This window comes from Pseudoxanthomonas koreensis (genome assembly GCF_010093225.1).
In the GTDB taxonomy this organism is placed as follows: domain Bacteria; phylum Pseudomonadota; class Gammaproteobacteria; order Xanthomonadales; family Xanthomonadaceae; genus Pseudoxanthomonas; species Pseudoxanthomonas koreensis.
In genome coordinates this window covers 1-18,499 of sequence record NZ_PDWM01000050.1, presented here as the reverse complement: position 1 = coordinate 18,499, position 18,499 = coordinate 1, and the positions used below count along the sequence as shown (strand labels likewise).

The 18,499-nt window shown below is 69.5% G+C and carries 16 protein-coding genes; 8 read left to right on the top strand and 8 right to left on the bottom strand.

The features are described 5' to 3' along the window. The first annotated feature begins 138 nt into the window (after positions 1-138). The 8 genes from ssb (at position 139) to CSC64_RS12585 (ending at position 9,810) form a co-directional block, all read left to right on the top strand. Positions 139-675, top strand: a complete 537-nt coding sequence (gene ssb / locus CSC64_RS12620; RefSeq protein ID WP_338014855.1) for a single-stranded DNA-binding protein — start codon at positions 139-141, stop codon at positions 673-675. Between the two features lie 75 nt (positions 676-750). Further along, positions 751-1,806, top strand: coding sequence for a dTDP-glucose 4,6-dehydratase (gene rfbB / locus CSC64_RS12615; RefSeq protein ID WP_162435687.1), 1,056 nt, complete (start codon positions 751-753; stop codon positions 1,804-1,806). A 57-nt stretch (positions 1,807-1,863) separates the two neighbouring features. Beyond that, positions 1,864-2,751 carry a glucose-1-phosphate thymidylyltransferase RfbA gene (gene rfbA / locus CSC64_RS12610; RefSeq protein WP_162435686.1) on the top strand — a complete coding sequence of 296 codons (888 nt, stop codon included), beginning with the start codon at positions 1,864-1,866 and terminating at the stop codon, positions 2,749-2,751. Beyond that, complete coding sequence (gene rfbC / locus CSC64_RS12605) at positions 2,748-3,305, top strand: dTDP-4-dehydrorhamnose 3,5-epimerase (protein ID WP_162435685.1); 558 nt, start codon at positions 2,748-2,750, stop codon at positions 3,303-3,305. Before rfbA ends, rfbC begins: the two co-directional genes overlap by 4 nt. Next, positions 3,302-4,216, top strand: coding sequence for a dTDP-4-dehydrorhamnose reductase (rfbD, locus tag CSC64_RS12600; protein WP_162435684.1), 915 nt, complete (start codon positions 3,302-3,304; stop codon positions 4,214-4,216). Before rfbC ends, rfbD begins: the two co-directional genes overlap by 4 nt. A 71-nt stretch (positions 4,217-4,287) precedes the next feature. Beyond that, complete coding sequence (locus CSC64_RS12595) at positions 4,288-6,234, top strand: OPT family oligopeptide transporter (protein WP_162435683.1); 1,947 nt, start codon at positions 4,288-4,290, stop codon at positions 6,232-6,234. A 98-nt stretch (positions 6,235-6,332) separates the two neighbouring features. Further along, positions 6,333-8,432 (top strand): S9 family peptidase, encoded by a 2,100-nt coding sequence (locus CSC64_RS12590; protein WP_162435682.1) that lies wholly within the window; start codon positions 6,333-6,335, stop codon positions 8,430-8,432. A 115-nt stretch (positions 8,433-8,547) separates the two neighbouring features. Further along, the gene (locus CSC64_RS12585) at positions 8,548-9,810 is read left to right on the top strand and encodes a DUF819 family protein (RefSeq protein WP_162435681.1); all 1,263 of its coding nucleotides are present in this window, start codon (positions 8,548-8,550) and stop codon (positions 9,808-9,810) included. Positions 9,811-10,606: 796 nt separating this feature from the next. Here the strand turns inward: CSC64_RS12585 and CSC64_RS12580 are convergent. The 8 genes from CSC64_RS12580 to CSC64_RS12545 all read right to left on the bottom strand — a co-directional run. After that, positions 10,607-10,831, bottom strand: coding sequence for a YbdD/YjiX family protein (locus tag CSC64_RS12580; protein ID WP_162435680.1), 225 nt, complete (start codon positions 10,829-10,831; stop codon positions 10,607-10,609). Positions 10,832-10,836: 5 nt separating this feature from the next. Beyond that, positions 10,837-12,924 carry a carbon starvation CstA family protein gene (locus tag CSC64_RS12575; RefSeq protein ID WP_162435679.1) on the bottom strand — a complete coding sequence of 696 codons (2,088 nt, stop codon included), beginning with the start codon at positions 12,922-12,924 and terminating at the stop codon, positions 10,837-10,839. 128 nt (positions 12,925-13,052) lie between these two features. Next, positions 13,053-14,069, bottom strand: coding sequence for a magnesium and cobalt transport protein CorA (locus tag CSC64_RS12570; protein ID WP_162435678.1), 1,017 nt, complete (start codon positions 14,067-14,069; stop codon positions 13,053-13,055). Positions 14,070-14,259: 190 nt separating this feature from the next. Next, complete coding sequence (locus CSC64_RS12565) at positions 14,260-15,483, bottom strand: lipoprotein N-acyltransferase Lnb domain-containing protein (protein ID WP_162435677.1); 1,224 nt, start codon at positions 15,481-15,483, stop codon at positions 14,260-14,262. Further along, entirely contained in the window at positions 15,483-16,364 is an 882-nt protein-coding gene (locus CSC64_RS12560; protein ID WP_162435676.1) for a CorC family transporter, read from the bottom strand. The genes CSC64_RS12565 and CSC64_RS12560 overlap by 1 nt, the downstream gene beginning before the upstream one ends. A gap of 63 nt (positions 16,365-16,427) precedes the next feature. Continuing rightward, positions 16,428-17,045, bottom strand: coding sequence for a hypothetical protein (locus CSC64_RS12555; RefSeq protein ID WP_162435675.1), 618 nt, complete (start codon positions 17,043-17,045; stop codon positions 16,428-16,430). A 7-nt stretch (positions 17,046-17,052) separates the two neighbouring features. Beyond that, a complete protein-coding gene (gene ybeY / locus CSC64_RS12550; RefSeq protein ID WP_162435674.1) occupies positions 17,053-17,523 on the bottom strand; it encodes an rRNA maturation RNase YbeY in 471 nt (156 codons plus the stop codon). Beyond that, on the bottom strand, positions 17,520-18,499 hold a 980-nt coding region (locus tag CSC64_RS12545; RefSeq protein ID WP_162435673.1), incomplete at its 5' end, for a PhoH family protein. The genes ybeY and CSC64_RS12545, both read right to left, overlap by 4 nt.

Here is an 18,499-nt window from a genome sequence, read left to right as displayed (position 1 = left end):
GAGGGTGGTCTGCCATGGGGTCGCCCGGGAAAGTGCCTGAATTATAAGGGGGGCTTCCGGAGAAACCCTACTCGCGGCCGCGGATTCAAGCGCTGGCGCGGGGGGGCGCCGGTATACTTCAATGCCTTACCTGCCCGGATGGCCGGGCACGCACTGGAACCCAACACTATGGCGCGCGGCATCAACAAGGTGATCCTGGTCGGCAACCTCGGCGACGATCCCGAAACCAAGTACACCCAGGGCGGCATGGCCGTCACCACGATCCGCCTGGCCACCACCAGCGTGCGCAAGGACCGTGACGGCAACACCCAGGAACGCACCGAATGGCACCGGGTGAAGTTCTTCGGCAAGCTCGGCGAGATCGCCGGCGAGTACCTGCGCAAGGGCTCGCAGTGCTACGTCGAAGGCAGCATCCGCTACGACAAGTTCACCGGCCAGGACGGGCAGGAGCGCTATTTCACCGACATCGTCGCCGACGAGATGCAGATGCTCGGTGGCCGGCCCGGCGGTGGCGGCGAGGGTGGTGGTTTCGCGGACCGTGGTGACCGGCCGCAGCGCAGCGCGCCTCCGCGGCGCGAATCCGCCCAGCGTGCGGCGCCTGCTGCATCGGCCGCGGCGGCACCCCAGTCCGGCGACGACTTCGCCGACTTCGCCGACGACGACATCCCGTTCTAAGGACGTCCGCCGGGCGGGAGCACCCGGCCGGCGGTCGGGTGTGGCATTCCCGGACAGGCAATCGAAGGAGTGGTCTTGGCAACCTGGCTGGTCACCGGCGGCGCCGGTTTCATCGGTGGAAACTTCGTCCTGGAAGCGGTGGCGCGCGGCGTGCGCGTGGTCAACCTCGACGCGCTGACCTACGCCGGCAACCTGGACACGCTGTCCTCGCTGCAGGGCAACCCGGACCACGTCTTCGTGCACGGCGACATCGGCGACCGCGAACTGGTCGCGCGGCTGCTCGCCGAGCACCGCCCCGACGCGGTGCTCAACTTCGCCGCCGAGAGCCACGTGGACCGCTCGATCGACGGCCCGGCGGCCTTCATCCAGACCAACGTGGTCGGTACCCTGGGCCTGCTGGAGGCGGTGCGCGATTACTGGAAATCGCTGGAAGGCCCGGCGAAGGACGCCTTCCGCTTCCTGCACGTGTCCACCGACGAGGTCTACGGCACGCTGGGCGAGACCGGCAAGTTCACCGAGACCACGCCCTACGCCCCCAACTCCCCATACTCGGCGTCGAAGGCTGCCTCCGACCATCTGGTCCGCGCCTTCCACCACACCTACGGGCTGCCGGTGCTGACCACCAACTGCTCGAACAATTACGGCCCGTACCACTTCCCCGAGAAGCTCATTCCGCTGGTGATCGCCAAGGCCCTCGCCGGCGAACCGCTGCCGGTGTATGGCGACGGCAAGCAGGTGCGCGACTGGCTGTTCGTGGCCGACCACTGCGAGGCGATCCGCACCGTGCTGGCCAGGGGCCGGGTCGGCGAGACCTACAATGTGGGTGGCAACTCGGAGAAGCAGAACATCGAGGTGGTGCAGGCGATCTGCGCGCTGCTGGACCAGCGCCGTCCGCGCGAGGACGGGCAGCCGCGCAGCAGCCAGATCACCCATGTCGCCGACCGCCCGGGCCACGACCGCCGTTACGCGATCGACGCCTCCAGGCTGAAGGACGAGCTGGGCTGGGAGCCGCAACACACCTTCGAGCAGGGCATCGCCTATACCGTGGACTGGTACCTGGAACACCAGGACTGGGTGAGCCGCGTGCTCGACGGCAGCTACCGGCTGGAGCGCATCGGCGTGGCGGCATAAGCGCAGGTCCCTCGCACGAACCCGCGCATCCATGCGCGGACGTTCCAAGGAATAGCGATGACACAACGCAAGGGCATTATCCTCGCCGGCGGTTCCGGCACCCGGCTCTATCCGATCACCAAGGGCGTCAGCAAGCAGCTGCTGCCGGTGTACGACAAGCCGATGATCTACTACCCGCTCAGCGTGCTGATGCTGGCGGGGATCCGCGAGGTGTTGATCATCAACACCCCGCATGAGCAGGCGCTGTTCCAGAACCTGCTGGGCGACGGCTCGCAGTGGGGCATGCGCATCGAGTACGCGGTGCAGCCCAGCCCGGACGGGCTGGCCCAGGCCTACCTGATCGGCCGCGACTTCGTCGCCGGCCAGCCCAGCTGCCTGGTGCTGGGCGACAACATCTTCCACGGCCATGGCCTGACCGACACGCTCCGGCGCGCCGATGCGCGCGGCGAGGGCGCCACCGTGTTCGGCTACTGGGTCGGCGACCCGGAACGCTACGGCGTGGCCGAGTTCGACGAGGCCGGCAAGGTGGTGGGCATCGAAGAGAAGCCGGCGCGTCCGCGATCCAACTATGCGGTCACCGGCCTGTACTTCTACGACGGCAGGGCCAGCGAATACGCCGCCGAACTCAAGCCTTCACCGCGCGGCGAACTGGAGATCACCGACCTCAACAAGTGCTACCTGGACGACGGGTCGCTGTATCTGGAGCAGCTGGGCCGCGGTTTCGCCTGGCTGGACACCGGCACCCACCAGTCGCTGCACGAAGCATCCAATTTCATCCAGACCATCCAGGATCGGCAGGGCCTGCAGGTCAGCTGCCCGGAGGAGATCGCCTACGGCAACGGCTGGATCGACGCGGCGCAGCTGGAGGCACTGGCCAGGCCGTTGTCCAAGAACGGCTACGGCCAGTACCTGCTGAGCCTGCTCGGCCGTGGGGCGGTGCGGTGAAGATCGTCGAAACCGCGCTACCGGGCTGCGTGGTGATCGAGCCGGCGGTGTTCGGCGACGAGCGTGGGGTGTTCTTCGAGGCCTGGAATGCCGAGCGCTTTGCCCGGCACGGGCTGCCTGCGAAGTTCGTGCAGAGCAACGTGTCGACCTCGACCCGGGGCGTGCTGCGCGGCCTGCATTACCAGTGGCCGCGCCCGCAGGCCAAGCTGGTGAGCGTGCTGGAAGGCGAGGTCTATGACGTGGCGGTGGACATCCGCCGCGGCTCGCCGAGCTTCGGCCGCTGGGAGGCGGCGATCCTGAGTGCGGAGAACCGGCGCCAGTTCTGGATCCCGGAAGGCTTCGCGCACGGGTTCGCGGTGCTGTCCGAGCATGCGGTGTTCAGCTACCTGTGCACCGACGTCTACGTGAAGGAAGCCGACGCCGGCGTGCGCTGGAACGACGGCGACATCGGCGTGGACTGGCCGCTGTCCGCGCCGGTGCTTTCGGCCAAGGACGAGAAGGCGCCGTTCCTGGCCGACATCGCCGCGGAGCGGTTGCCGGTCTACGCACCATGAGGCTGCTGGTCGTCGGCGGCAACGGCCAGGTCGGTCGCGAACTGCGGCGCAGCCTGCTGTCGCTGGGCGAGGTGGTCGCCACTACCCGCGACGGAATCCTGGAAGGTGGCGGCGCCTGCGTGGCCGCCGACCTGTCCGATCCGGCAGCGCTGGCGTCGCAGGTGCTCGAACTGGCGCCGGCCGCGGTCGTCAACGCCGCCGCCTATACCGCGGTGGACAAGGCCGAAACCGACGCCGATGCCGCCTTCCTGGTCAACGCGCAGGCGCCCGGCGCGCTGGCCCGCGCCTGCGCCGACGCCGGCATCCCCCTGGTCCACTACTCCACCGACTATGTGTTCGACGGGCAGGGCACGCGCCCGTACCGCGAGGACGATCCGGTCGCGCCGCTGGGCGTGTACGGCGCCAGCAAGCGGGCCGGCGAGGAGGCGGTGCATGCCGCCGGCGGCCGTGGCCTGGTGTTCCGCACTTCGTGGGTCTATGCCGCGCATGGCCACAATTTCCTGCGCACCATGCTGCGCGTGGCAGCCGGACGCGACGAACTGCGCGTGGTCGCCGACCAGGCCGGCACGCCGACCCCGGCGGCGCTGATCGCCGACGTCACCGCCACCGCGCTGGCGAAGGTGCTGGCCGGCCAGGCGCCGGATGCCGGCACCTGGCACCTGGTCGCCGACGGGCACACCACCTGGCACGGTTTCGCCGAGGCGATCTTCGCCGAGGCGGTGGCGGCCGGCCTGCTGCCGCAGGCGCCGCGTGTGCTGCCGATCAGCAGCGCCGAATACCCGACGCCGGCGAAGCGGCCGTCGTATTCGTGCCTGGACACCACCGCGCTGCGCCGGGACTTCGGCGTGGCGCTGCCGGACTGGCGCGAAGGGCTGCGCCGGGTGGTCGCGGAAATCGCCGCCGCCGGCTGAGCGCCACCGGGCTGGACTTGCCCGGCCGCGGCCGATAGCGTGTCCGGCTTCTGCAACAGGGGGAGAACCCGATGAGCGGTGCCGGAGTTCCACAGCTCACTTTCCGCGCGGTCGTGCTGGCCGTGGTCCTGGCCGTGATCCTGGCCGCCGCCAATGCCTACCTGGGCCTGTTCGCCGGCCTGACCATCGCCACCGCGATCCCGGCGGCGGTGGTGTCGATGGGCGTGCTGCGCCTGCTCGGCGGCGGCACGATCCTGGAGAACAACATCGTCCAGACCGGCGCCTCGGCCGGTTCCTCGATCGCCGCCGGCGTGATCTTCACCATCCCGGCGCTGGTGATCATGGGCTACTGGCCCGACTTCAAGTACTGGTGGGTGCTGGGCATCGCCGGCCTCGGCGGCCTGCTCGGCGTGCTGTTCTCGGTGCCGCTGCGGCGCACGATGATCGTCGAGGATCCGCTGCCGTTCCCCGAGGGCAAGGCCGCCGCCGAAGTGCTCAAGGCCGGTGAGAACCCGGGCCCGGGCCTGAAGATCCTGGCCCTGGCCGCCACCATCGGCGCGGTGGTCAAGCTGGCCGCCTCCAGCGGCCTGCGCGCGATCCCGGACACCGCCGCCGGCGCGACCTTCATCGGCAAGTACCTGGGCTACCTGGGCACCAACCTGTCGCCGGCGCTGCTGGGCGTGGGCTATATCGTCGGCCTGAACATCGGCATCGTGGTGGTCTCCGGCAGCATCCTGTCCTGGCACATCGCCATCCCGCTGTACCACGCCTTCTTCCTCGCCGGCGACCCGGCGCTGTCCGCGGCGCTGGCCGGCGCCAGCGCGCAGGACGCCGCGTTCGGCATCTGGTCCACGCAGATCCGCTACCTGGGCGTCGGCGCGATGCTCACCGGCGGGGTGTGGACCCTGTTCTCGCTGCGCAAGTCGCTGGTGTCGGGCGTGCGCAGCGGATTCGCCGCCGCGCGCAAGGGCAGCGGCACGAACGTGGCCGAGACCGAGCGCGATCTGCCGATGAAGTGGATGCTGGTGGCGCTGGTCGCGTTCGTGGTGCCGCTGTGGCTGCTGTACCACGCCATCGTCGGCGTGTGGGGCATCAGCCTGCTGATGACCGTGATCATGATCGTCGCCGGCTTCCTGTTCGTGTCGGTATCGGCATACCTGGCCGGCCTGGTGGGCTCGTCCAACAACCCGGTCTCGGGCATCACCATCGCCACCATCCTGTTCGCCTCGGTGGTGCTGATGCTGCTGCTCGGGCGCGACTCGCCGATCGGCGCGGTGGCCGCGATCATGATCGGCGCGGTGGTGTGCTGCGCGGCGGCGGTCGGCGGCGACAACCTGCAGGACCTCAAGGCCGGTTACCTGGTCGGCGCCACGCCGTGGAAGCAGCAGCTGATGCTGGGCATCGGCGCGTTCTCCTGCGCGCTGGTGATGGCGCCGGTGCTGAACCTGCTGTCGCAGGCCTACGGCATCGGTGCGCCCACCGCCGAGCATCCGAACCCGCTGTCGGCGCCGCAGGCCACGCTGATGGCGGCGGTGGCGCGCGGCCTGTTCGGCGGTGACCTGCCGTGGGGCATGATCGGTGCCGGCGCGGTGGGCGGCGCGGGGATCGTGGCGATCGACGAGTGGCTCAAGGCGCGCGGCTCGAGCTTCCGCGTGCCGGTGCTGGCCGCGGCGATCGGCATCTACCTGCCGCTGGAACTGATGGTGCCGATCTTCATCGGCGGCCTGATCGCGCACTTCGTCGAGCGCTTCCATGGCCTGCGCCACGGCGACGAGGAAACCCGTGACCGCATCCATCGCCCGGGCACGCTGTACGCGGCCGGCCTGATCACCGGCGAGGCGCTGATGGGGATTGCGATTGCGATCCCGATCGTGGCCACCGGGCGCGCCGACGTGCTGGCCCTGCCCGAAGGCCTGGTCCCGGGTGGCGTCGCCGGGCAGTGGCTGGGCCTGGCGGTGCTGGCGGCCGTGGGCTGGCTGCTGTACCGGGTGTCGACCCGCCGCCAGCCGGCGGAGTAGGCCTCCGCACGCCGCAAGGCGGATGGCATGACCATCCGCCTTTGCGCCCGTCGCCGGCCTGCGCCTAACATCCGGGGTTTGCCCTGCCGGAGCCCCGGATGAAACCCGCTTCCCTGTCCCGTTCCCTGGTCCTGTCGCTGGCGGTCGCCGGCGCAGGCGCATACGCCGCGCCGGCCGAGGCCGCCCGCGGCTTCGACGTGCACGACCTGCAGCGGCTGGACCGCGTGTCCTCGCCGGTGCTGGCGCCCGACGGCAGCCGCGTGGTCTTCGCCAGGCGCGAGATCGGCCAGGACCTGGGCAAGGCCTCGACCTCGCTGTTCGTGCGGGATCTGCGTCGCCGCGACCTGGCACCGCCGAGTCGCCTCACCCCCGCCGGCTGGAGCGTGAATTCGCCGGCGTTCTCGGCCGATGGCGCTTCGGTGTACTTCCTCAGCAGCCAGTCCGGCACCCAGCAGGTGTATTCGATCTCCGCCAGCGGCGGCGCGCCGGTGCAGTTGACCCGGTTCGCGCTGGATGTGGGCAGCTTCAAGGTCTCGCCGGACGGCAGCCGCATCGCCGTGAGCCTGGACGTGTTCGCCGACTGTGGCCAGGATCTGGACTGCACCGTGCGCCGGCTCGAGGAACGCAAGCAGGCCAAGCCCAGCGGCGTGCTGCACGAGCAGCTGTTCGTGCGCCACTGGGACACCTGGTCCGACGGCCGCCTGAGCCAGCTGTTCGTGACCACGCCGGCGAGCGGCAAGACCCAGCCGGCCAGCGTGCGCATCGGCGCTGGCGACGGCGCGCCGGGCAACGTGCCGTCCAAGCCGTTCGGCGGCAACGACGAATACACCTGGTCGCCCGACGGAACTTCGCTGGTGTTCGCGATGCGCCGCGCCGACCGCCAGGAGCCGTGGTCGACCAACTTCGACCTGTTCCGCTACCGCGAAGGCCAGCCGCTGGAGAACCTGACCGCGGCCAACCCGGCCTGGGACACCGGCCCGGTGTTCAGCGCCGACGGCGGCACCCTGTACTACCGCGCGATGAAGCGCCCGGGCTTCGAGGCCGACCGCTTCGCGCTGATGGCGCGCGACCTGGCCACCGGCGCCACCCGCGAGATCGCGCCGGAATGGGACCGCAGCGCCGACGGCATCGTGCTGTCGGCCGACGGCCGCACGCTCTACACCACCGCCCAGGACACCGGCCAGCATCCGCTGTTCGCGATCGACATCGCCAGCGGCAAGGCGCAGCGCGTGGCCGGCGACGGCACCATCTCCTCGTTCGACATCGCCGGCGACACCCTGGCGTTCACCCGCAACACGCTCAAGAGCGGCGACCAGCTGTTCACCGCCTCGCTCGCCGACCCGCGGGCGCAGCGTGCGATCACCCCGGCCGCCGGCGAGGTGCTGGCGGACGTGGCCTTCGGCGACTACGAGCAGTTCAGTTTTGCCGGCTGGAACGGCGAGACCGTGCACGGCTACGTGGTCAAGCCGTGGAACTACCAGGAAGGCAAGCGCTACCCGGTCGCGTTCCTGGTCCACGGCGGCCCGCAGGGCAGCTTCGGCGACGGCTGGAGCTACCGCTGGAACCCGCAGACCTACACCGGCCAGGGCTACGCGGTGGTGATGATCGACTTCCACGGCTCCACCGGCTACGGCCAGGCCTTCACCGATGCGATCAGCGGCAACTGGGGCAGCAAGCCGCTGGAGGACCTGCAGAAGGGCTGGGCGGCGGCGCAGCGCAAGTACCCGTTCCTCGATGGCGACAGGGCCTGCGCGCTCGGCGCCAGCTACGGCGGCTACATGACCAACTGGATCGCCGGCAACTGGTTCGAGGCCGACGGCAGCGCGCCGTTCAAGTGCCTGGTCACCCACAACGGCGTGTTCGACACCCGCTCGATGGGCGTGGTGACCGAGGAACTGTGGTTCACCGAATGGGAATTCGGCGGCACCGTGGCGGCCAACCCGGAAGGCTACGAGAAGTACAACCCGGCCCGGCACATCGCCAGGTGGAAGACGCCGATGCTGGTGGTGGCCGGGCAGAACGACTTCCGCGTGCCGCTGGACCAGAGCCTGTCGGCGTTCACCGCGCTGCAGCGCGCCGGGATCGAATCGAAGCTGCTGTACTTCCCGGACGAGAACCACTGGGTGCTCAAGCCGGCCAACAGCGTGCTCTGGCACGACACCGTCAACGCCTGGCTGAAGCAGCACATCGGCCAGTGATCGGACGCGATGGCCGGCAGCAGTGCCGGCCATCGGGCTTTGCCAGGTCCGCCGCCGGCAGCAATGCCGGCCATCGTGCTTTCACGCGCCACGCCACCAGAGGAGACGCCGCCCGATGGCGATTGAAGCCAGCGAACCGTCCACCGCGCTGATCCAGAACGACATCGTCCTGTTCGGCCTGATCGCCGCGACCCTGGGCCTGGTGTTCTGGCTGTCCAGCGGACCGACCCCGTTCTGGAAGAAGTTCTTCACCTGGGTGCCGGCGCTGCTGCTGTGCTATTTCATCCCGGGCGTCTACAACAGCATCGGCCTGATCGACGGCAATGCCAGTGCGCTCTACAACCCGGTGGCCAGCCGCGTGCTGCTGCCGGCGGCGCTGGTGCTGCTGACCCTGACCATCGACCTCAAGGGCGTGCTCAGGCTGGGGCCGAAGCTGCTGGCGATGTACGCCGGCGCCTCGATCAGCATCATGCTCGGCGCCTTCGTCGCGTTCTGGGTGATGGACCTGCTGCATCCGGCCACGGTCGCCGGCGACACCTGGGGCGGCATGGCCGCGCTGGCCGGCAGCTGGATCGGCGGTGGCGCGAACATGCTGGCGATGAAGGAGATCTTCGCGGTCGACGAAACCACCTTCGGCCAGTTCGTGGTGGTCGACGTCGGCGTGGGCTATGTGTGGATGGCGATCCTGATCTTCCTGGCCAACCGCGCCGGGGCGATCGACGCGCGAACAGGCGCGGACACGCGCGCGATCGAGGAACTGAAGGAGCGGCTGGCCAGCTACCAGAAGCAGCACGAGCGGGTGGCTTCGCTGACCGACCTGATGGTGATCATCGGCATCGCCTTCGGCGCGGTGGGCCTGTGCCATGCGGTCGCCGGCCCGGCCTCGGCCTGGTTCGCGCAGAACGTGTCGTGGTCGCGGCAGGTGAGCCTGCACGAGCCGTTCGTGTGGGTGGTGGTGCTGTCGACCTTCATCGGCCTGGGGCTGAGCCTGACCCGGGCGCGGACGCTGGATGGCGCCGGTGCGTCGAAGATCGGCACGCTGTTCCTGTACATCCTGATCGCGTGCATCGGCATGCAGATGGACATCGGTTCGCTGGCCGACAAGCCGTGGCTGCTGGCGCTGGGGGTGATCTGGATCGTGGTCCACATCGTGCTGCTGGCGCTGCTGGCCAAGCTGTTGCGGGTGCCGTTCTTCTATTTCGCGATGGGTTCGCAGAGCAATATCGGCGGGCCTGCGTCGGCACCGGTGGTGGCGTCGGTATTCCATCCGTCGCTGGCGCCGGTGGGTGCGCTGCTGGGTGCGCTGGGTTACGCGACGGGCACGGTGGCGGCCTACATCGTCGGTGTCGTTCTGCGGTCGATGGCGGGGCAGGGCTGAGGCCGGGCGGGGCGGTCCTTTCCTGTGGCGACGATGTAACCGCAGCCGCAAGCCGCAGGGGCAAAGGCTTCGGGTGCGCGGGCTCCGGGGGGAGTCCGCCGTTGCAGAGCCATATGGCCCACCCTTCGGGACGACATCCTGTCTTTACTCAGGGCCGTGGCACATCCATGTGCCACTTGGGCCATATGGCTCTGCAACGACGGCCTTCGGGCGCTTCAAGGTTTGCGCCGTGCGGTTCGACTTGCGTCCAGGAAGCAATAGCGGAACCGGGAGATCATTCGTCACCGTCGAGTTCCCTGTAGGAGCCCACTTCAGGGGGCGACCCGACGAGGTCGGAAGGCACGGGGTCATGCCAAACATGGTCTCCGGAGCGGTTGCATTGAACGCCGGCTGCGTTCCGGCGTCATCGGGTCGCCCCCTGAAGTGGGCTCCTACAAGAGGCAACAGCCCGATCCGATTTGAAACGGGGCCTGGCTGTTCTCCAAACCGCACGGCGCGAACCACAACGTGCCCGAAGGCCGTCGGCGCATGGGGGTATGGCCCAAGTGGCACATGGATGTGCCACGGCCCTGAGTAAAGACAGGATGTCGTCCCGAAGGGTGGGCCATACCCCCATGTGACGGCGGACTCCCTCCGGAGCCGACGCAACCCGCTGCCGTTGCTCCTGCTCCTGCTCCTGCTCCTGCTCCTGCAGTTGATCCTGTTACGTGAACTCCGAACCCGGCAGGCGAAGCATCCAGAAAAAAGGGCGAGGCCGGAAGCCTCGCCCTTCGCCTTTCCCGGCCTCGCCGCGCCCTCAGCAGCAGCGGAACCCATTGCGGCCGCCGAAGCGCGCCTCCTGGCGTTCGCGGAAGAACGTCTTGTAGTCCATCGGCTCGCGATCCGGATGCTTCTCCAGGATGTGCCGGACGTAGTTGTCGTAGTCCGGGATCCCGCAGCACAGCCGCGCGGTCTGCACCAGCCTCCGCCACACACGCTTGTGCGTGGCGAAGTGCTCCAGTGGAACCAGCTGGGTGCCCATGGCGGCTACAGCCAGGCCTTGACCTGGTCGTCGTCGAGCGCGACGAACGGGGTCTCGCGGTCCGTGCGCTGCGGATTGCGGCGCGCCACCGCGATGGTCTTCACCGAGTAGACCAGGATCGCGAACACCACCAGCAGGAACAGCGCAGTCAGGCCGGCGTTGATGTAGCTGTTGACCATCACCTGCTGCATCTGGCCCACCGTCTTGGCCGTGCCCAGCAGCTGCCCGCCGGCGATGGCGTCCTGGTACTTCGTGGCCTGCGCCACGAAGCCGATCGCCGGGTTGCTGTCGAAGATCTTGATCAGGCCGGCATAGGTGGTGCAGACCAGCAGCCACACCGTCGGCACGATCGTGACCCAGGCGTAGCGGTCGCGCTTCATCTTGAACAAGACCACCGTGCACAGCAGCAGCGCGATCCCGGCCAGCATCTGGTTGGCGATGCCGAACAGCGGCCACAGGGTGTTGATGCCGCCCAGCGGGTCGACCACGCCCTGGTACAGGAAGTAGCCCCACAGCGCCACGCAGCCGGCGGTGCCGATCACGTTCGGGCCCCACGAATCGGTGCGGCGCAGCACCGGCACGAAGTTGCCGAGCAGGTCCTGCAGCATGAAGCGCCCGGCGCGGGTGCCGGCGTCCACCGCGGTGAGGATGAACAGCGCCTCGAACAGGATCGCGAAGTGGTACCAGAACGCCATCATCCCGTCGCCGCCGGGCAGGGCGTCGTGCAGGATCACGGCGATGCCCACCGCCAGGGTCGGCGCGCCGCCGGCGCGGGAGATGATGGTCTGTTCGCCGACGTCCTTTGCGGTCTGGACCAGCACTTCCGGCGACACCACGAAGCCCCAGCTGCTCACCTTGGCCGCCACGTCGACCGCCTCGGTGCCGATCGCCGCGGCCGGGCTGTTCATCGCGAAGTACACGCCCGGGTCGATGATCGAGGCCGCCACCAGCGCCATGATCGCCACGAACGATTCCATCAGCATGCCGCCGTAGCCGATGTAGCGCGCGTGCACTTCGTTGGCCAGCAGCTTCGGGGTCGTTCCCGAGGCGATCAGCGCGTGGAAACCCGACACCGCGCCGCAGGCGATGGTGATGAACAGGAACGGGAACAGCCCGCCCTTCCACACCGGGCCGTCGCCGCTGGCCGCGAACTGGGTCAGTGCCGGCATCTTCAGCGTGGTCACTTCCGGGCTGGCGATGAAGATGCCGATGGCCAGGCCGACGATCACGCCGATCTTTAGGAAGGTGGACAGGTAGTCGCGCGGCGCCAGCAGCAGCCACACCGGCAGCACCGCGGCGACGAAGCCGTAGCCGATCAGCATCCAGGTGATCTGGGTGCCGGTGAAGGTGAAGGCCGGGCCCCACGTCGGATGCGCGGCGACCTGGCCGCCGAACCAGATCGCCGCCAGCAGCAGGGCGATGCCGACCACGGAGATCTCGCCGATCCTGCCGGGGCGGATGTAGCGCATGTAGATGCCCATGAAGATCGCGATGGGCATGGTGGCGATCACCGTGAACATGCCCCACGGGCTTTCCGCCAGCGCCTTTACCACGATCATCGCCAGCACCGCCAGGATGATGATCATGATCAGGAATGCGCCGAACAGGGCGATGGTGCCGGCCACCTGTCCCATCTCCTCGCGGACCAGGTCGCCCAGCGAACGCCCGTCGCGGCGGCTGGAGATGAACAGGACCATGAAGTCCTGCACCGCGCCGGCCAGGACCACGCCGGCGATCAGCCAGATCATGCCCGGCAGGTATCCCATCTGCGCGGCGAGCACCGGCCCCACGAGCGGGCCGGCGCCGGCGATGGCGGCGAAGTGGTGGCCGAACAGCACGTGCTTGTTGGTGGGCACGTAGTCCAGGCCATCGTTGTGGACGTGCGCGGGCGTGGCCCGGCGCGGGTCCAGCCCCATCACGTTCTTCGCGATGTACAGGCTGTAGTAGCGGTAGGCGACCAGGTAGATCGACACCGCCGCGACCACGATCCACAGCGCGCTGATCTGTTCGCCGCGGCGCAGGGCCACGGTACCGAGGCAGAACGCGCCGAGCAGCGCGAGCGCGGCCCAGCCGATCTTCGAGAATGCTTTCATGGGGAAGCCTCCGCGGGAGTCGTCCAAGGGTCGTCCTCCCGGCGCGTCAGGTCAATCTCGCCGGGGGCCTTCCCGCTGCTACTTTGGTCCTATGTGCGTTTGCAGCATGGATGTGCGCACGCCGGCCGTCACAGCCAGCCGGCGCGCTTGAACAGCCGGTACAGCACGGCGCAGACCGCGGCCACCGCCAGCACCAGCAACGGATAGGCCACGCGCGGCTCGAGCTCGGGCATGTACGCGAAGTTCATCCCGTACCAGCTGGTGATCAGGGTCGGCGCGGCCAGCAGCGCCGCCCATGCGCCCAGCCGCTTGACCGTCTCGCCCTGGGCCACGGTGACCAGCGACAGGTTCACGCTCAGCGCGGTGCCGAGCATGTCGCGCATGCTGTCGATGCTGTCGTTGATCCGTAGCACGTGGTCGTGCACGTCGCGCAGGTAGACCCGCACTTCCTCGCGCGGCAGCTGGCCCTGCGCGACCTGGGTCCGCATCAGCTGCGCCAGCACGTCCTGCAGCGGCGAGACCGCCACCCGCATGAAGGTCAGGTCGCGCTTGAGGTCGTACAGGCGGACCACGACCGCGCGGCGGTAGGTGTCGGAGAAGATGTCGCGTTCCAGCGCGTGCAGGGTGTCGCGGTAGCCATCGACGATCGGCGCGTAGTTGTCGACGATCGAGTCGAGCACCGCGTACAGCGCCATCGCCGGGCCGAGCCGCAGCAGCTCCGGCTCGCGCTCCATCCGTGCCCGCGCCGGGGCGTAGGACAGCGAGGCACCGTGGCGCACGGTCAGCAGGAAGCGGGTGCCGACGAAGGCGTGGGTCTCGCCGTAGCGGATCCGTTCGTCGAGCAGCTGCGCGGTGTGCGCGGCCACGAACAGGGTGTCGCCGTAGACCTCGACCTTGGGCCGCTGGTGCGCGTTGCTGGCGTCCTCCACCGCCAGCGGGTGCAGGTCCAGTTCCTGCTGCAGCTGGTACAGCACCGCGTCGGTGGGCTCGTACAGTCCGACCCAGGCGAAGCCGGCCGCATCGCCGGCCAGGTGGTCGCTGAGTTCGTCGAGGGTCAGGTCGTGGCGGCGGCCTTCGCCGTCGTACCAGGCGCAGTTGATGACGCAGGCCGGGTTGGCATCCGGCGGCGCGGCGGTGGTTTCCATGCGCCGCATCCTGCGCCGCGGCGCGATGCCGGGCAACCCGCACCGTACCTTGTGGCTCTTCTGTAGGAGCCCACTTCAGGGGGCGACCCGACGGGATCGGAAGGCCACCGCGTTCAACGCGACCCATCCGGGAGCCGCGCGTCGAACACCGTGCCTCAAGCGGGATCGGGTCGCCCCCTGAAGTGGGCTCCTACAGGGGACGGCGGCCCAGGGCGAGAGCCAGGGCGAGGTGCAGCGGCAACAGCAGCGCGATCCACGGCAGGTTGTACTGCGGCTGCAGGCTCAGCCACTGCATGATCCAGCCCAGTGCGGCCAGGCCGGCCACCGCCCACAGCACGGGACGGAACAGCCGCCCCGGCGCGCGCCCGCGCAGCAGCGCCACCGCGCCGGGCAGCAGCAGCAGGCACAGCGGGTTGAGTAGGAACAGGTTGCGGTTGGCCCAGCCCGCCTGGTGCGCGGTGAAGCCCCAGATGAAGATCAACAGCGCGCCGCCCAGCCCGCACAGCAGCCACAGCGGCAGCGCCGCCCCGGCCAGCAGCCGCGGCTTCCGGCGCGCCAGCACGATGCCCGCGCCCAGCACCACGCCGGCCAGCGCCCACGGCAACCAGCGCCGCGGCCGTTCCTCCGGTTCGGGCGCGATGCGGTGCGGCAGCAGCTCCTGTTCGGCCTGCACCAGCGGGCGGCCGGCGCTGTTGCGCGCCTCGCGCAGGCTGTCGGCCAGGCGCATCGGCACGAACGCTTCCTCCCAGCGCGACAGCGGGCGGTCCGCGAACGGCCCCAGGCCCAGATCGAAGCCCAGCCACATCCACGGCGCCGGCCGCGCCAGGCGCACCGCTTCGCTGCGGAAGGTGTTGCCGCGCGAGCGCGCCGACAGCTGCGACTTCAGTGCGCCGCCCATCGCCTGGTCCAGCGCGTCGCGCACCTGGGTGGCGCAGTTGGCGGTGAAGTAATCGTAGCGGTAGCGCGAGTTCTCAGGCTTCGCGCGTTCGGCCAGGGTGGCGGCCAGCGCGCGTGCCTGCTCCGGTTCCAGATCCAGCCATTGCATGCTCGCGCCGCGGCCGGCGTCCTGGTACTGGGCCAGGTCCTGCGTGGCCGGCAGCGCGACCAGGTGGTAGAGCATCTCGCCGCGCACGAAGCGGGCGAGGAAATCCGGCTCGGACGGATCGAAGTAGCCGAAGTTGTACGAGATGGCCTCGCCGGTGTCCGGATCCACCACCACGATCGCGTCGTGGCCGAAGCGCTCGAAGAACACCTCGCCCGGCTGCATCGTGACCACCCCGATGCGCGGTGCGTCGGCTGCCGCCGCACGCGGCGACAGCAGCGCGGACACGCCGAGCAACAGGACCAGCCACGCCGCCCGCAACGCCCCTGCAATCCCGGCCGGCCCGTGGAGCCGGTCGCGCACCAGCGGCATCAGTTCCCGTCCTGCGGATCGGCGGCCAGCACCGCGACCTGGAAGGCGCGCACCCGGCGTGCATCGGCGCGGATCACCCGGAACTGGAAGCGGTCCAGGGCCAGTTCCTCGCCGGCTTCCGGCAGGTGGCCGATGGCCTCGGTGACCAGGCCGCCGATGGTGTCGTACTCGTCGTCGGGCAGGGCCGCGCCGAAGCGCTCGTTGAAGTCGCCGATCGGGGTCAGCGCATCGACCACGAACTGGCCGTCGGCCTGCGCGGCGATCAGCGCGCTGCCGTCCTCGGCGTCGTCGTGCTCGTCGTCGATCTTGCCGACGATCTGCTCGAGCACGTCTTCGATGGTGACCAGTCCGGCCACCCCGCCGTACTCGTCGACCACGATCGCCATGTGGTTGCGCGAGAGGCGGAACTCCTTGAGCAGCAGGTTGAGCTTCTTCGATTCCGGGATCAGCACCGCCGGGCGCAGCAGCGCATGGATGTCGCCGGGCCCGTTGTCGGCGACCACGCCGCGCAGCAGGTCCTTGGCCAGCAGGATGCCGAGGATCTCGTCGCGGTCGTCGCCGTGCACGGGGAAGCGCGAATGGCCGGATTCGACCACCTGCTTCATCAGGTCCAGGAAGCGCGCCTCCGCGGGCAGCGAGACCATCTGCGAGCGCGAGACCATCACGTCGCCCACGGTGAGCTGGGACACGGAGAGCGCGCCTTCCATCATGCGCAGGGTGTCGGCGTCGATCAGCCCGCCGGCCTGCGCGTCGCGCAGGAGTTCGACCAGGTCCTCGCGCGTGTCGGGTTCGCCGGAGAACGCGGAACTGATCCGCTCCAGCCAGGTGCGCCGGCGTTCCTGCGGCTCCGGCGCGGTGCGACTACTGTCGTCTTCGGACATTCTGTGGAGAAAGAGGATATTGAGAAGCTGGCGCGCCGGAGAAAACCGGGCGTTGCAGGCAGTCTAGCGCGGTTGGGCGGCGCCGGGCGAGGGCGCGGCCACCGTCGGGGGCACATCGGCCTCCTCCGCCGGTGCGGGCGGATCCAGGCTGTAGCTGCAGCCGGCCAGGGTCTTGCCCGGGTGCGAATCGACGTTGGAGACGTTGATCACCGCCGTCTCCACCCAGCCGGGCGCACCGTCGGGGCCGGTCACTTCCGTGGCGCGCGCCTCGCGGCCGAACAGCGCCTTCTCCGGCGTGTCGATGCCGGTTTCCAGTTGCAGTTCGCGGGCAAGTACCCGCGGATCAGCCAGGTCGAGCACGGCGACCACGCCGTCGCCGGCGAAGGCGATGTGGTCGCTCTGGTGGCCGAACACGCTCACTGGCGTGTTCAGGCGGTACTCGATCATGAACGGATTGGCCTGCGGCAACGGCCGCCATCCCAGCGCGATCGCCTTCAGCGGATCGCGCAGCACCGGGATGTAGGCCATGAAATCGGCCCGGCCTGCCCGGCATTCGAGCAGGGCAGACAGGTCGCCCGTCGGAGCGGACAGTGCCGCGGTGGCGTCGCCTTCCTGCGCGATGGCGGCAGGGGCGAGCAGGGCGAGGGCGAGCAGGGTGGACGCCGTAAGGATGCGCGGCATGGGTGGTTCATTCCTCCGCATAGGGATCGGGCAGGCCGAGTCCGGCGAGCACTTCGCGCTCGAGCTGTTCCATCGCTTCGGCATCCTTGTCGTCCTCGTGGTCCCAGCCCAGCAGGTGCAGGGCGCCGTGCACGGTGAGGTGCGCGTAGTGCGCGGCCACCGTCTTGCCCTGTTCCTTCGCCTCGCGCGCCACCACCGGCGCGCAGATCACCAGGTCGCCCAGCAGCGGCAGCTTCACGCCCTCGGGCAGTTCGGCCGGGAAGCTGAGCACGTTGGTCGCGTAGTCCTTGCCGCGGTAGTGGCGGTTGAGCGCGCGTCCTTCCTTGGCGTCGACGATACGGATCGCCAGGTCGGCCTCGCGGATGCGCCCCTGCAGCGCGGCGGCCACCCACTTGCGGAAGCTGGTCGCCGCCGGCACCCCGGCACGCGGCACCGCGTAGCTGATGGAAACGTCGAGGCGTACCGGGCCCCTGGTCATGGATTGGCTCCCGTTTCCCGGTCCTGCGCGTCGCGGCGGTCGTAGGCCGAAACGATCCGTGCAACCAGCGGATGGCGCACGACATCGCGCGCCTCGAAGAAGGTGAAGCTCACGCCCTCGACTCCGCGCAGCACCTCGATCGCGTCCTTGAGCCCGGATTTCACGTGCTTCGGCAGGTCGACCTGGGTCATGTCGCCGGTGACCACCGCGGTGGAGCCGAAGCCCAGCCGGGTCAGGAACATCTTCATCTGCTCGATGGTGGTGTTCTGCGCCTCGTCCAGGATCACGAAGGCGTCGTTGAGCGTGCGGCCACGCATGTAGGCCAGCGGCGCGATCTCGATGACGTTCTTCTCCAGCAGCTTGACCACCTTCTCCACGCCGAGCATCTCGTACAGGGCGTCGTACAGCGGGCGCAGGTAGGGGTCGACCTTCTGGCTCAGGTCGCCGGGCAGGAAGCCGAGCTTCTCGCCGGCCTCCACCGCCGGGCGCACCAGCACCAGCCGCTGCACCCGCGATTCGTTGAGCGCGTCCACCGCCATGGCCACGGCCAGGAAGGTCTTGCCGGTGCCGGCCGGGCCGATGCCGAAGTTGATGTCGTGGGTGGCGATGGCGTGCAGGTAGCGCGCCTGGTTGGCGCCGCGGCCGCGGATGGTGCCGCGGCGCACGCGCACGGCCACTTCCTGCGGCCGGTAGCCGTCGTCGTCGAGCCGGTCGACGTTGGCCTCGTTCAGGCGCAGGTGGATGGCGTGGCTGTCGAAGGTGGTTTCGCCGGCCTCGTCGTAGAGCGCGCGCAGCAGGTGCTCGGCGCTGGCGGTCGCGGCGTCCGCGCCGGTGACCCGGAACACGTTGCCGCGGTTGGCGATCTCCACGCCCAGGCGCAGTTCGATCTGGCGCAGGTGGCCGTCGAACGGGCCGGCCAGGTTGGCCAGGCGCTCGGTGTCGGCGGGGTCGAGGGTGAAGTCGCGTTGGGCGGGGG

What these genes read in the sequence shown, in the direction of transcription:
- CSC64_RS12575 (WP_162435679.1), bottom strand. Translation starts at nt 12,924, where the DNA reads ATGAAAGCATTCTCGAAGATCGGCTGGGCCGCGCTCGCGCTGCTCGGC.
- CSC64_RS12590 (WP_162435682.1), top strand. Translation starts at nt 6,333, where the DNA reads ATGAAACCCGCTTCCCTGTCCCGTTCCCTGGTCCTGTCGCTGGCGGTC.
- CSC64_RS12570 (WP_162435678.1), bottom strand. Translation starts at nt 14,069, where the DNA reads ATGGAAACCACCGCCGCGCCGCCGGATGCCAACCCGGCCTGCGTCATC.
- CSC64_RS12560 (WP_162435676.1), bottom strand. Translation starts at nt 16,364, where the DNA reads ATGTCCGAAGACGACAGTAGTCGCACCGCGCCGGAGCCGCAGGAACGC.
- CSC64_RS12565 (WP_162435677.1), bottom strand. Translation starts at nt 15,483, where the DNA reads ATGCCGCTGGTGCGCGACCGGCTCCACGGGCCGGCCGGGATTGCAGGG.
- ssb (WP_338014855.1), top strand. Translation starts at nt 139, where the DNA reads ATGGCCGGGCACGCACTGGAACCCAACACTATGGCGCGCGGCATCAAC.
- rfbA (WP_162435686.1), top strand. Translation starts at nt 1,864, where the DNA reads ATGACACAACGCAAGGGCATTATCCTCGCCGGCGGTTCCGGCACCCGG.
- CSC64_RS12580 (WP_162435680.1), bottom strand. Translation starts at nt 10,831, where the DNA reads ATGGGCACCCAGCTGGTTCCACTGGAGCACTTCGCCACGCACAAGCGT.
- CSC64_RS12595 (WP_162435683.1), top strand. Translation starts at nt 4,288, where the DNA reads ATGAGCGGTGCCGGAGTTCCACAGCTCACTTTCCGCGCGGTCGTGCTG.
- CSC64_RS12555 (WP_162435675.1), bottom strand. Translation starts at nt 17,045, where the DNA reads ATGCCGCGCATCCTTACGGCGTCCACCCTGCTCGCCCTCGCCCTGCTC.
- ybeY (WP_162435674.1), bottom strand. Translation starts at nt 17,523, where the DNA reads ATGACCAGGGGCCCGGTACGCCTCGACGTTTCCATCAGCTACGCGGTG.
- rfbD (WP_162435684.1), top strand. Translation starts at nt 3,302, where the DNA reads ATGAGGCTGCTGGTCGTCGGCGGCAACGGCCAGGTCGGTCGCGAACTG.
- CSC64_RS12585 (WP_162435681.1), top strand. Translation starts at nt 8,548, where the DNA reads ATGGCGATTGAAGCCAGCGAACCGTCCACCGCGCTGATCCAGAACGAC.